Below are 12,600 nucleotides of genomic sequence, written 5' to 3'. Positions count from 1 at the left end.
ATGCTCCTCCTCATCCTCGGGCTCGTGCTCTTCCTCGGCACGCATGCCTTCTCCATGGCACGGGCACGGCGGGCGCGGGTGATCGATCAGGTCGGCGAGGGCCGCTACAAGCTCGCCTACACCCTGGCCTCCCTCCTGGGCCTCGTGCTGATCGCCTACGGTTTCCACCGCTATCGCCAGTCCGGCTACATCGCCGTGTGGGACCCGCCGGTCTGGACCCGCCACCTCGCCCTGCTCCTGACCGCCCTGGCCTTCGTCGCCCTGGCCTCGGCCTACCTGCCGGGGCACATCCGCGCCCGGGCCAAGCACCCGATGCTGCTGGCCGTGAAGATCTGGGCCACCGCGCACCTGCTGGCCAATGGCGACCTCGGCTCGATCCTGCTGTTCGGCAGCTTCCTCGCCTGGGCGGTGATGGCCCGGATCAGCGCCAAGCGGCGGGCCCTCGCCCCCGGCGCCGTGGCCGCGCAGCATGGCGGCCCCGCCGCCGCACCGGCGGGCTGGCGCAACGACGCCCTGGCGGTGGTGATCGGGCTGGCGGTCTGGTTCGCGTTCGCGCGCTACCTGCATCCGCTCCTGATCGGCGTCGCCGCCTGGCCGGGCCAGGCCTGAGACGCGTCCGGACCGAAGGGCCTCGCGTCGAAGCCGGTCGCCAACCGCCTGCGCCTGTGATAGGCGCAAGCCTTCATCTTCATGCAGCGGCCGCTCGGTTCCCGATCGGCGTGAGACGACATGGCCGAAAACAACGAGTTCATCCGCGAGGTCAACGAGGACTATCGCCGGGATCAGGTCGCCGAGATCTGGCGCCGCTACAGCGGCGTGATCATCGCCCTGGCGGTCCTCGTGGTGGTCGCTGTCGGCGGCTGGCGCTACTGGCAGCACGACCAGCGCGTGCGCGCCGAGGCGGCCTCCGAGCGCTTCGAGGTCGCCAACCGCCTCGCCCGTGAGGGCAAGGCCGCGGAAGCCGACAAGGCCTTCGAGGCGATCGAGAGCGATGCACCGTCCGGCTACGCCCTCCTGGCGCGCTTCCGGTCCGCCACGGAGACCGCCAAGCGAGACCCGAAGGCCGGGGCCGCCGAGTACGACGCGCTGGCCAACGACACCCGCGTGAGCACGGGCCTGCGTGACCTCGCCCGCCTGCGCTCGGCCCTGCTGCGCCTCGACGGCACGGAGCCCGACGCCGCCCTGGCGACGCTCCAGGGCCTCGCCGCGCCGAACGGCCCCTTCCGCCACACCGCCCGCGAGATGCTGGGCCTCGTCGCCCTGAAGCGCGGCGACTACGACGGCGCCGGGCGCTGGTTCGACCAGATCAACGCCGACCCGCAGACGCCGCAGAACCTGCGCCAGCGCATCGAGGTCTACGCGGCCCTGGTGGCCGGCGGACCCGTCACCGTGACCGCTGCGGCCCCCGCCGCCCCGGCCGCTCCCCCACCCGTCACGCGCTGAGCCCTCGACCCGCTTCTCACGGACGCCTGATCGAAACGAGCACACCATGGATATGCCGACCGTCGCGATCGTCGGACGGCCGAACGTCGGCAAGTCGACCCTGTTCAACCGCCTCGTGGGCAAGAAGCTCGCCCTGGTGGACGACCGCCCCGGCGTGACCCGCGACCGGCGCGAGGGCGACGTCAATTTCGGTGGTCTCGTCTTCCGCATCATCGACACCGCCGGCCTCGAAGAGGCCGATCCCGGCTCGCTGATCGGCCGCATGCGCGCTCAGACCGAGGCCGCGATCCTCGAGGCCGACGTGGTGCTGTTCGTGATCGACGCCCGCGCGGGCGTGCTCCCGGCGGACCAGCCCTTCGCCGAGATGGTGCGGCGGGCCGGCTGCCCGGTGATTCTCATCGCCAACAAGGCGGAAGGGGGCGCGGGCCTGTCGGGCGCCTACGAGGCGTTCTCCCTGGGCCTCGGCGACCCGATCCCGTTCTCGGCCGAGCACGGCGAGGGCATCGGCGAGTTGCACGACGCGCTGATCGAGTCCCTGCCGAAGCCCGACGACGACGACGAGGAATACGACGACGATCCGTCGAACCGCTCCCTCAAGGTCGCCATCGTCGGCCGCCCCAATGCGGGCAAGTCGACCTTAATTAACCGGATGCTCGGCGAGGAGCGCCTGCTCGTCGGTCCGGAGGCGGGCATCACCCGCGATTCGATCTCCCTCGACTGGGAATGGCGCGGCCGCCGGATCAAGCTCCACGACACCGCCGGCATGCGCCGCAAGGCGCGCATCGACGACAAGCTCGAGAAGCTCGCGGTCTCTGACGGCCTGCGCGCCGTGCGCTTCGCCGAGGTGGTGGTGGTGCTCCTCGACGCCACGATTCCGTTCGAGAAGCAGGACCTGACTATCGTCGACCTGATCGAGAGCGAGGGCCGCGCCCTCGTCATCGGCCTGAACAAGTGGGACCTCGTGGCCGACCAGAACGGCCTCCTGAAGAAGCTGCGCGAGGATTGCACCCGCCTGCTGCCGCAGGTCCGCGGCGTCTCCGTGGTGCCGCTCTCCGGCCTCGCCGGCGAAGGCATCGACAAGCTGATGCAGGCCGTGACCAACGCCGAGGAGATCTGGAGCACCCGCGTCTCCACCTCGCGGATCAACGACTGGCTCAGCGCCGCCACCCAGCGCAACCCGCCCCCGGCGGTGTCGGGCCGCCGGATCAAGATCCGCTACGCCACCCAGGTGAAGGCGCGGCCGCCGCACTTCGCCCTGTTCGGCAACCAGCTCGACGGCCTGCCGAAATCCTACACCCGCTACCTCGTCAACGCCCTGCGTGAGGCGTTCGAACTGCCCGGTACGCCGATCCGGCTGTCCCTGCGCACCTCGAAGAATCCCTTCGACCGGGAAAACAAGGGCTGAGCCTCGGGCTCAGGCCGCTCCGCAGGTCGTCTGCGCCAGCCAATCCACGACGGCATCGAGGGCCTGGCGGTTCGAGGTGTCGCCGTCGCGGGCCCCCTCGAAGGTGGCCGCCTGGCGCTCGGCGCTGGTGCCGTCCGCGAGGATACGGCGGGCCTGCGCCACCTCCGCTTCGCAGCCGAGGGCGGCGGCGTCCTCGGCGATGAGCACGAGGAGATCGTCCAGGGCCCGGGCGAAGGGCAGGGCCTCCTCGCTCGCCTCGTCGATCAGCTCGGCCTCGGTGCCGCTGCGCTGGGCCCGCCACAGGTTCTCCTGGGCGAGCGCCCGGGAGACGCCGTCGAGGTCGGCGTTGAGCTCCGGCCGGCGCACCATCAGACGGACGAGGCAGCGGTAGAGCGCCGCGATGGTCAGCGCGTCCTCCAGTCGGGTGCAGGAATCGGCGATCCGCAATTCGAGGGTCGGGAACTTGATCGAGGGGCGCAGCGACCACCACAGGAAGCTCGCATCCTGGATCGAGCCGGCCCGGGTCATGATCCGCACGTAGCGGTCGTAGGCGGCCGTGTCGGCGAAGAGATCGGGCAGGCCGGTGCGGGGCAACTCGCCGAAGGCGCTGAGGCGATAGGCGCTGAGGCCCGTCGGCTTGCCCTGCCAGAACGGCGACGAGGCCGAGAGGGCGAGGAGCAACGGCTGGTAGGGCAGGAGCCGGTTCATCAGGTCGACGCGGGCGTCGGGATCGGGCACCTCCACGTGGACGTGCATGCCGCAGATCAGGCTGCGGCGCCCGGCGAGGCCGACGTCGCGCAGGATGCCCCGGTAGCGGTCGCCCTTGGTGGGAAGCTGGCGCGCCCAGTCCGCCACCGGATGCGTGCCCGCCGCGAACACGAGGAGGCCGTGCTCGCGCCCGAGCTTGCCCAGGGCCGAGCGCTGGCGCGACAGGACGTCCCGCGCCTGCGCGAAGTCCGTGGAGGGCGGGGTGCAGACCTCGATCTGGCACTGGAGCAGTTCGCGCCCGATCTCGGGCAATTCCTCGCCGGCCTGGACGTGGAAGGGCTTCACCGAGCGACGGGGGGTGCCGCGTGTCTCGGCATCCGCCAGGAAGTACTCTTCCTCGATGCCGAAGCGGTAAGGGGCTGAGGTCATCGGGAGCCTTGTGGAAGGGTGGCTCCCCTCAACCCGTCAGGCGCCGGTTTGTGCCCGCGCGGGGCCGCCCACGAGCCAGGCGGGGTCGAACCAGCGGTCGGCCTCGCCGTCGTAGGGCAGGCGGGTGATGTCCCAGTGCTGGATATACTTGGCGTAGACGTTCCAGACCGCGATGCCGCCGCCCACGAAGATGCGCCGCCCGGGATAGCGCGCCAGCACGGCCTGCGGGTCCTCGTGGCTGCGGATGACGTCGATGGTCCGGTCCCGGAAGGCGAATTCGGGCACCGACGCGATGGTCTTCGGCCCGGCGATCAGGACGTGGCCCATGGTGACGGCGAAGAACCGCGTCACGTCCTCGACGAAGAGCGGATCGGTGTTGCCCTCCCAGGGCAGGTGCCCGTTGAGGCCCAGCTGTCCGCGAAGGCCGATGGCGCAGATGCAGCGAACGTCGATCATGGCGGTCTCGAAGAACGGAGGAGGAGGGACGACGTCCGGCGTCAGCACGCCATCTGCGGCGTCAGGATCCGATCGCTCGGGAAGTCGTAGATCTTGCCGGACTCCGAAAAATCCGGGCTGGCCAGGCGCACGAAGTGCGGCGCGAGATCCTCCGGGGTCTTCAGGGTCGTCTCGTCCTCGCCCGGCATCGCGGCCTTGCGCATCGCGGTCCGCAAGGGGCCGGGATTCAGCAGCATGGCCCGTACGGGCGTCGTCGCGGTCTCGGCCGCGTAGGTGCGCACGAGGGCGTCGAGGGCGGCCTTCGAGACGGAGTAGGGCCCCCAATAGGCCCGGCACTTCTGGGCGGCGCCGGAGGTCACGAAGATGGCCCGGCCCGCATCGGAGGCCCGCAGCAGCGGATCGAACGAGCGGATCAGGCGGTAATTCGCCGTGACGTTGATCTCCATCACCTGCGCCCAGGTCTTCGGCGTCACGTGCCCGATCGGCGTGAGGTTGCCGAGGATGCCGGCATTGCCCACCAGGATGTCGAGGCGCTGCCAGCGCTCGTGGATGCCCGCACCGAGGCGGTCGATGGCGTCGTAGTCCGTCAGGTCGAGGGGCACGAGGGTGGCGCTGCCGCCGATGCCCCGGATGGCGTCGTCGAGCTCTTCGAGGCCCCCTTGCGTCCGAGCGACGGCGACGATGTGGGCGCCGGCCTGGGCCAGGGCGAGGGCGGCGGCGCGGCCGATGCCGCGCGAGGCGCCGGTGACGACGGCGAGGCGGCCGGCGAGCGGCTGGGTCGGGTCGCTCATCGGACGCTCAATCGGCTTCGGCGAGCATGGCGAGGCGCCGCGGTCCCGCGATGGCGAGATCTGTCAGGCCCGTCGGGTAGTCGCCGGTGAAGCAATGGTCGGTGTATTGCGGGCAGGCCTCGTCGCGCCGCGCCTCGCCCATGGCCTTGTAGAGGCCGTCGATGGATAGGAAGGCCAGCGAATCGGCGCCGATGTAGCGGCGCATGCCCTCGAGATCGTGGGTGGCGGCGAGCAGCTTCTCCCGCTCCGGCGTGTCGATGCCGTAGAAGTCCGGGTAGGTGATCGGCGGCGAGGCGATCCGGAAATGCACCTCGCGGGCGCCGGCCTCGCGCATCATGCGCACGATCTTCACCGAGGTGGTGCCGCGCACGAGGCTGTCGTCAACCAGCACGATGCGCTTGCCTTCGACCACCGCGCGGTTGGCCGAGTGCTTCATGCGGACGCCGAGCTCGCGCACCGACTGGGTCGGCTGGATGAAGGTGCGCCCGACATAGTGGTTGCGGATGATGCCCATCTCGAAGGGCAGGCCGGTCTCCTGGGCGAAGCCCAGCGCCGCCGGCACGCCCGAATCCGGCACCGGGATGACCACATCGGCCTCCGTCGCCGATTCCCGGGCCAGTTCGTGGCCGATGTTCTTGCGTACGGCGTAGACGCTCTTGCCGTTCACCACCGAATCCGGCCGGGCGAAGTAGATGTACTCGAAGATGCACGGCCGCATCGGCTGGGCCGGGGCGAAGCGAAGCGATTCGATGCCCTCTTCCGAGATCACCACGATCTCGCCGTTCTCGATGTCGCGGATGAACTTGGCGCCGATGATGTCGAGGGCGCAGGTCTCGGAGGCCAGGATGTAGCGGCCGTCGAGCTCGCCGAGCACCAGGGGGCGGATGCCCATGGGATCGCGGGCGCCGATGAGCTTCTTGTTGGTGAGCGCCACGATGGCGTAGGCGCCCTCGATCTGGCGCAGGGCCTCGGTGAAGCGCTCGACGATGCGCGGCGCCCGGGAGCGGGCGGCCAGGTGCAGGATCACCTCCGTGTCGGAGGTGGACTGGGTGATGGCGCCGTCGCGCACGAGGTCGCGGCGGATCGAGAGGGCGTTGGTGAGGTTGCCGTTGTGGGCCACGGCGAGGCCGCCGCTGGCGAGTTCGGCGAAGAGCGGCTGCACGTTGCGCAGGATGGTGCCGCCGGTGGTGGAGTAGCGGACGTGGCCGATGGCGGCCGGCCCTTCGAGATGCTCGATGGTCGAGCGATCCGAGAACGAATCGCCGACGAGGCCGGGCCGGCGCTCGGAATGGAAGACCGCCCCGTCGAAGGAGACGATGCCGGCCGCCTCCTGGCCGCGATGCTGCAGGGCGTGCAGGCCGAGGGCGACGATGGCGGAGGCATCGGGATGGCCGAAGATGCCGAACACGCCGCACTCCTCGCGCAGCGTGTCGCCGTCGCGGTCGAGCCCGTCCACGACCTCGACAGGGGGGCGGGCGCTCGACTTGGCTACAGACATGATGATGTCGTTCCCTGCTTGGCCCCGCGCGAATCCCGGGCGGGCACCGTCAAGAAGGCGTCATGTAGTCGGCCTTCGCGCTGCAACCAAGCGCGCAGGGACGCAGATCAGCGTCGCGGGGCAGGCGTGGCTGGCGCTTCGGTGCGGCGCTGGGCCGGGACTTCCCCTTCCGGCGGCTCGACGGGATCGGCCGGCGTCTCGGTCTTGGGCTTCTTGAACTGCTTCAGCAAGCCTTCCGGATTCTCGGGCAGCTGGGCCACCAGGGCCTCGCCGGATTTCTCCAGCATCGGGCGGCTGCGGGCCTCGGACGCCCAGGGTGGCATCTTGCCCTGCACGAGCCAGGCCAGGAACACCCACCCGATGACGCAGATCAGGAAGCCGCGGCCGGCGCCGAACAGGAAGCCCAGCGAACGGTCGATCGCGCCGATGCGCGAATCGAGGATCATGTCCGACACCTTCACGGTGATGATCGACACGACGATCAGCGTCACCAGGAAGATCGCCGCGATCGAGGCCACCAGGGCGACGGTGGCATTCGTCACGTGCTGGCTGACGGTGGGCAGCAGGAGCGGATGGAATTTCCAGGCGATGGCGGCGGCGGCGACCCAGGCGATGATGGCGAGCACTTCGCGGGTCGCGCCGCGCACGGCGGCCAACAGCGCCGAGACCACGACGATACCCAGCACGACGAGATCGAGAACGGAGAACGGCATCTCTGACGATTGTCACTTCAAGGGGCGGAGCGGCGACGATGACCGGATCGTGCGGCTTCCCCCGGCCGCGGCCCTGTATATCGTGCGGAAACTCGGCCGTCACCCTGGCGTGGAGGCCCATTCCCGTCCGGTGCTCGTGCGGGTCCGGCGTGACGCCCGGTTCCATGACGACGTCCTCCGGCCGTTTCCGACGGCAAGAAAGCCGGCCGAGCGCCGCGTTGTTCGGCGGCGTGCCGGCCGTTTTCTGGTTTTGCCCCGAAACACATCGCCGGGATCGCGGGCCTGACCTTCCGCCCGGCCGGAATCGTCTGTCGGCCCTCCGCTCGGGCCGGCGCTAGACCTGATCCGAGGTCTCGAGCGAGGCCGGCTCACCGGGCCGCCCGTTCGGCCGAGGGCCTAATCGTCGTCGCCGTAATCGGGCGGGTTGTGGCCGCGGCGCTGCGCGACCCGGCGCGGACCGTTGCTGGCGATGCCCGCCACCATGTCGGCGATGTGGCGCAGGGCCTCCGTCGAGAGGGCGCCGTCGCCGCCCTCGCCGCGCCCCTGCGGCATCACCGCCTTGGCGAAGCCGAGCTTCAGCGCCTCCTTGAGCCGCGCCGGGGCCTGGGCCACCGGGCGGACCGCACCGGAGAGCCCGATCTCGCCGAAATACACCGTCTCGGGCGGCAGCGTGGCCCCGGACAGGGACGAGACCAGGGCGGCGGCCACCGCGAGATCGGCGGCGGGCTCCGAGATGCGCAGGCCGCCCGCCACGTTGAGGTAGACGTCGTGCGTTCCCAGGCGGATGCCGCCATGGGCCTCCAGCACCGCCAGCACCATCGAAAGGCGGTTCGGGTCCCAGCCGACCACCGCCCGACGGGGCATCCCGAGGGAGGAGGGCGCCACGAGGGCCTGGATCTCGACGAGGAGCGGGCGCGTGCCCTCCATGCCGGCGAAGACCGCGGTGCCGGGGGCCGCGTGGTCGCGGCCGGCGAGGAACAGCGCGGACGGATTCGGAACCTCGGCCAGTCCCATGTCGGTCATCTCGAACACGCCGATCTCGTCGGTGGGCCCGAAGCGGTTCTTCACCGCGCGCAGGATGCGGAAGTGATGACCCTGGTCGCCCTCGAAGGAGGCGACGGCATCGACCATGTGCTCGACGACGCGGGGGCCGGCGATCTGGCCGTCCTTGGTCACGTGCCCGACGAGGATCACCGCCGTGCCGCTGGTCTTGGCGAAGCGGATCAAAGTCTGGGCCGAGCCGCGCACCTGCGTGACGGTGCCGGGGGCGGATTCCACGGTCTCGGTCCACATGGTCTGGATCGAATCGATGATGGCGAGCGCCGGCGGGCGCCCCTGCGACAGGGTCTCGACGATGTCCTCGACATTGGTCTCGGCCGCCAGTTCGACCGCCGCCGAGGTCAGGCCCAGGCGCTCGGCCCGCAGGCGCACCTGCGCCACCGCCTCCTCGCCCGAGATGTAGACGACGCGCTCGCCCGTGCGGGCCATGGCGGCGGAGGCCTGCATCAGCAGGGTCGACTTGCCGATGCCGGGATCGCCGCCCAGGAGGATCACCGAACCGCGCACGAAGCCGCCCCCGGTGACGCGGTCGAGCTCGTTGATCCCCGACGGGATGCGCGGCGCCTCCTTTACCGCGCCGGTCAGGCCCTCCAGGGCGAAGACGCGGCCGCGGGCCCGGCTCGGCCGCGTCTTGACCGGCCCGGACTGAGGACCGGTGGCCCCGGTCTCCTCCACGATGGTGTTCCAGCCGTTGCAGGCCTCGCAGCGCCCGCGCCAGCGGTTGTAGACCGCCCCGCAGGACTGGCAGACGAAGCTCTGTTGGATCTTGGCCATCGCGATTCCGCTGGAGGAGCCGGAGGACTCGCCCGGATCAGGCGGAGGTCAGCCCCCGGTTCCTGTCACATAATGGCGAACATAGCGAGAACCCAGACCCGTCAGGATCTCGTAGCCGATGGTGCCGGCGGCGCGTCCGACCGTGTCGACGTCGAGGGCGTCGCCGATCAGGGTCGCGGTCGTGCCGCGCCGGGTCTCGGGGGCGTCGGTGACGTCGAGGATGACGAGGTCCATCGAGATCAGCCCGAGGATGGGGCAGCGGACGCCGTCGACCAGGGCGATGCCGCGTCCGCTCGCGGCGCGCGGATAGCCGTCCGCGTAGCCCATCGAGAGGGTCGCCAGCCGCCGCGGCTCGGTGGCCCGCCAGCGGCCGTTATAGCCGCAGGTCTCTCCCGGCGAGACGTCGCGGATCTGCGCGACCTGCGCGTCCAACCGCACCACCGGCCGCATCGGGTTGGGCTTCCACGGGGTCGGGTTGCCGCCGAACAGGGCGTAGCCGGGCCGCAGCAGGTCGTGATGCGCCGCCGCCCCCAGGAAAATTCCGGAGGAGTTGGCGAAGGAGCCTGGCAGTCCGGGATGCGCCGCCCGGACCCGCGCAAAATCCGCCCTCTGGCGCCCGTTGACCGGGTCGCTCGCCAGTTCGGCGCTGACGAGGTGGGTCATCAGCAGCGCGATGCCGGCGCGCGCGATCAGCGGATCGCCCGAGAGTGCCAGGGCCTCGGGCACCGAGAGGCCGAGACGGTTCATGCCGGTGTCCACGTGCAGGGCCGCCGGAAGGGGGGCGGCGGCGGCCTCCGCCAGGGTGGCCCATTCGGCGAGTTCCTCCCGACTGCCGAGGACCGGCCGCAGCCCATGCGCCGCCAGCGTCGGGCCGAGGCCGGGCAGGAGGCCGTTCAGCACGTAGATCGTCGCCTCGCGCAGGACGGCCCGGGCCGCGATCCCCTCGCTCAGGTGCGCGACGAAGAACGTCCGGCACCCGGCCGCCCACAGAGCGGGCGCGACCCGGGCGAGGCCGCAGCCATAGGCATCCGCCTTGACCACGGCGGCGCACGCCACCCCCGGCGCCTGGGCGCCGAGCCGGCGCCAGTTCTCCGCGATGGCCGCGAGGTCGATGGTGAGGCGGGCGCCGTGGGTGCCTTCGAGCATCGGGCGCCGTTCCAAATCATTCAGGGCTCGGATGAGATGCCCGCCTTCTCGTTGGCGGCCTGGGGCCAGGGCATGTCACGGTTCAGCACCGCGTCGGCGGAATAGGGACAGGTCTCGGGAAAGGTGGCCTCTGGGAGATTCGTCTCGGCCGCCGCCTCGATCCGTGCGCGTCGATAGGCACGGGCCAGGAGGTCCTCCATCTGCGCTCCGAGGCTCGGACTGTCCTCCATCCGCTCCAGCGCGGCGAGGCGCTGGACGCGGATGGAGGTCGTCCAGCTCCGACTTCGCATGTCCGGCTGATGGTCCCATTTCAGAAGGTGCAGCAGGATGATCCGAAGTGCGCTCGTCAGGGCGTTCCGTTCCGCGCGCGCCACCGATTCCACCTCGTCGATCAGATGGGGGATGTCGAGCTTCGCCCAGGCGCGCTGACGCAGATATCCGGCCTGTTCAAGGGACCAGGCGGCCAGATCGCCGTCATAGGAGGCGCCGAGGCGCGGTTCGGCCTCGACGCGCTTGGGATGTGCCACGGTCGCTCCTTCTCGCGTCCGAGTGCGACGGTTCACGAATGCGGGCGATCTTACAGGATTCCTGGATCGTCCGCGAGGCGCGTCGGCGCACAGGCGGCCCCGGCCAGAAGCCGCCCGCCTACATCTGCTCCGGCAGGCGGTCGGACTGCGCAAGGTCCGAGAAGCGCGTGATGTTGGCGTCGAACTGCAGCTCGACGGTGCCGGTGGGGCCGTGACGCTGCTTGCCCAGGATCACCTCGGCCTTGCCGTGCACGCGGTTCATCTCGGCCTCCCAGGCGAAGAACTCCTCCGTGCCTTCGCGGGGCTTCTTGTTGTTGACGTAGTATTCCTCGCGGAAGACGAACATCACCACGTCGGCGTCCTGCTCGATCGAGCCCGATTCGCGCAGGTCGGCGAGCTGCGGGCGCTTGTCCTCGCGGTTCTCGACCTGACGGGAGAGCTGGGACAGGGCGATGATCGGCACCGCCAGCTCCTTGGCCAGCGCCTTCATGCCGGTGGTGATCTCGGTCATCTCCTGCACGCGGTTGTCGCTGCGCTTGCCCGAGCCGGAGAGCAGCTGCAGGTAGTCGACGATGAGGAGATCGAGGCCCTTCTGGCGCTTGAGGCGCCGGGCGCGGGCGGCGAGCTGCGCGATGGAGATGCCGCCGGTCTGGTCGATGTAGAACGGGATCGTCTGCATGTCCCGGGCGGCATCGGTGATCTTGTAGAATTCCGCCGGCTGGATGTCGCCGCGGCGGATCTTGTAGGACGGCACGCCCGACTGCTCGGCGATGATACGGGTCGCCAATTGCTCGGCCGACATTTCGAGGGAGAAGAAGCCGACGATGCCGCCGTTCTTCGTCTCGGTCCGGCCGTCCGGCAGCTTCTCCGACTGGTAGGCCTTGGCGACGTTGAAGGCGATGTTGGTGACGAGCGAGGTCTTGCCCATGGCCGGGCGCCCCGCGAGGATGATCAGATCCGAGCGCTGCAGGCCGCCCATCTTGGCGTCGAGGTCCGACAGGCCGGTGGCGACGCCCGAGAGCTTGCCCTCGCGCTGGTAGGCCTTGGCCGCCATGTCCACCGCGGCCGTGAGGGCGTCGGAGAACTTCTGGAAGCCGCCATCGTACTTGCCCGATTCGGCGAGCTCGTAGAGACGCCGCTCGGTGCCCTCGATCTGGTCGCGGGGCGAGGATTCCACCGGCGCCTCGTAGGCGCCGTTCACCAGGTCCTCGCCGATGGTGATGAGGCGGCGGCGGATGGCGAGGTCGTAGATGGTGCGGCCGTAATCGCCGGCATTGATGACGGTGGTGGCCTCGGCGGCGAGGCGCGCCAGGTACTGCATCACCGTCTGGCCGCCGAGGTCGGCGTCGCCCAGGTAGGTCTTCAGGGTGATGGGGGTCGCGAGCTTGCCCGCCTTGATGAGCTGCGAGGCCACCTCGAAGATCTTGCGGTGGACGTCCTCCATGAAGTGCTCGGGCAGGAGGAAGTCCGAGATCCGGTAATAGGCGTCGTTGTTCACCAGGATCGCGCCGAGCAGGGCCTGCTCCGCATCGATGTTGTGCGGCGCGACGCGGAATTCCTGCGCGACGGGCTGAAGGTTGGCCGTCAGGGCGTTGGGCAGGGCCATGGGCTGATTCGAGGCTCCGACTCGTCGATTCATCGTCCGCGCGGT

Annotated in this window: 12 protein-coding genes; 3 read left to right on the top strand and 9 right to left on the bottom strand. The window is 70.3% G+C overall.

Annotated elements, in window-relative coordinates; translation table 11 throughout:
• The 3 genes from ASF41_RS02725 (at position 1) to der (ending at position 2,848) form a co-directional block, all read left to right on the top strand.
• The gene (locus ASF41_RS02725) at positions 1–609 is read left to right on the top strand and encodes an NnrU family protein (protein WP_056490593.1); all 609 of its coding nucleotides are present in this window, start codon (positions 1–3) and stop codon (positions 607–609) included.
• A 120-nt stretch (positions 610–729) separates the two neighbouring features.
• Positions 730–1,443 (top strand): tetratricopeptide repeat protein, encoded by a 714-nt coding sequence (locus tag ASF41_RS02720; protein WP_056218953.1) that lies wholly within the window; start codon positions 730–732, stop codon positions 1,441–1,443.
• 46 nt (positions 1,444–1,489) lie between these two features.
• Positions 1,490–2,848: a ribosome biogenesis GTPase Der gene (gene der, locus ASF41_RS02715; RefSeq protein WP_056353257.1), complete on the top strand. Its 1,359-nt coding sequence runs from the start codon at positions 1,490–1,492 to the stop codon at positions 2,846–2,848.
• Between the two features lie 9 nt (positions 2,849–2,857).
• Here the strand turns inward: der and ASF41_RS02710 are convergent, their stop codons facing one another.
• The 9 genes from ASF41_RS02710 to ASF41_RS02670 form a co-directional block, all read right to left on the bottom strand.
• A complete protein-coding gene (locus ASF41_RS02710) occupies positions 2,858–3,985 on the bottom strand; it encodes a carboxylate-amine ligase (RefSeq protein ID WP_056490590.1) in 1,128 nt (375 codons plus the stop codon).
• Between the two features lie 36 nt (positions 3,986–4,021).
• Positions 4,022–4,441: a dihydrofolate reductase gene (locus tag ASF41_RS02705; protein WP_056273789.1), complete on the bottom strand. Its 420-nt coding sequence runs from the start codon at positions 4,439–4,441 to the stop codon at positions 4,022–4,024.
• Positions 4,442–4,482: 41 nt separating this feature from the next.
• Positions 4,483–5,232, bottom strand: a complete 750-nt coding sequence (locus tag ASF41_RS02700; RefSeq protein ID WP_056490588.1) for an SDR family NAD(P)-dependent oxidoreductase — start codon at positions 5,230–5,232, stop codon at positions 4,483–4,485.
• A 7-nt stretch (positions 5,233–5,239) separates the two neighbouring features.
• Positions 5,240–6,730, bottom strand: a complete 1,491-nt coding sequence (gene purF, locus ASF41_RS02695) for an amidophosphoribosyltransferase (protein ID WP_056218966.1) — start codon at positions 6,728–6,730, stop codon at positions 5,240–5,242.
• A 107-nt stretch (positions 6,731–6,837) separates the two neighbouring features.
• Entirely contained in the window at positions 6,838–7,443 is a 606-nt protein-coding gene (locus ASF41_RS02690; protein WP_056218968.1) for a CvpA family protein, read from the bottom strand.
• Between the two features lie 396 nt (positions 7,444–7,839).
• The gene (radA, locus tag ASF41_RS02685) at positions 7,840–9,276 is read right to left on the bottom strand and encodes a DNA repair protein RadA (RefSeq protein ID WP_056218973.1); all 1,437 of its coding nucleotides are present in this window, start codon (positions 9,274–9,276) and stop codon (positions 7,840–7,842) included.
• Between the two features lie 48 nt (positions 9,277–9,324).
• Positions 9,325–10,422 (bottom strand): alanine racemase, encoded by a 1,098-nt coding sequence (gene alr, locus ASF41_RS02680; protein WP_056490585.1) that lies wholly within the window; start codon positions 10,420–10,422, stop codon positions 9,325–9,327.
• 20 nt (positions 10,423–10,442) lie between these two features.
• Positions 10,443–10,949: a DUF29 domain-containing protein gene (locus ASF41_RS02675; RefSeq protein ID WP_082503944.1), complete on the bottom strand. Its 507-nt coding sequence runs from the start codon at positions 10,947–10,949 to the stop codon at positions 10,443–10,445.
• Positions 10,950–11,067: 118 nt separating this feature from the next.
• Positions 11,068–12,555 carry a replicative DNA helicase gene (locus tag ASF41_RS02670; protein WP_056218979.1) on the bottom strand — a complete coding sequence of 496 codons (1,488 nt, stop codon included), beginning with the start codon at positions 12,553–12,555 and terminating at the stop codon, positions 11,068–11,070.
• Between the last annotated feature and the right edge of the window lie 45 nt (positions 12,556–12,600).

The sequence above is a fragment of the Methylobacterium sp. Leaf111 genome, from assembly GCF_001423285.1.
Taxonomy (GTDB): Bacteria; Pseudomonadota; Alphaproteobacteria; order Rhizobiales; family Beijerinckiaceae; genus Methylobacterium.
This window is presented reverse-complemented; position numbering and strand designations above follow the sequence as displayed.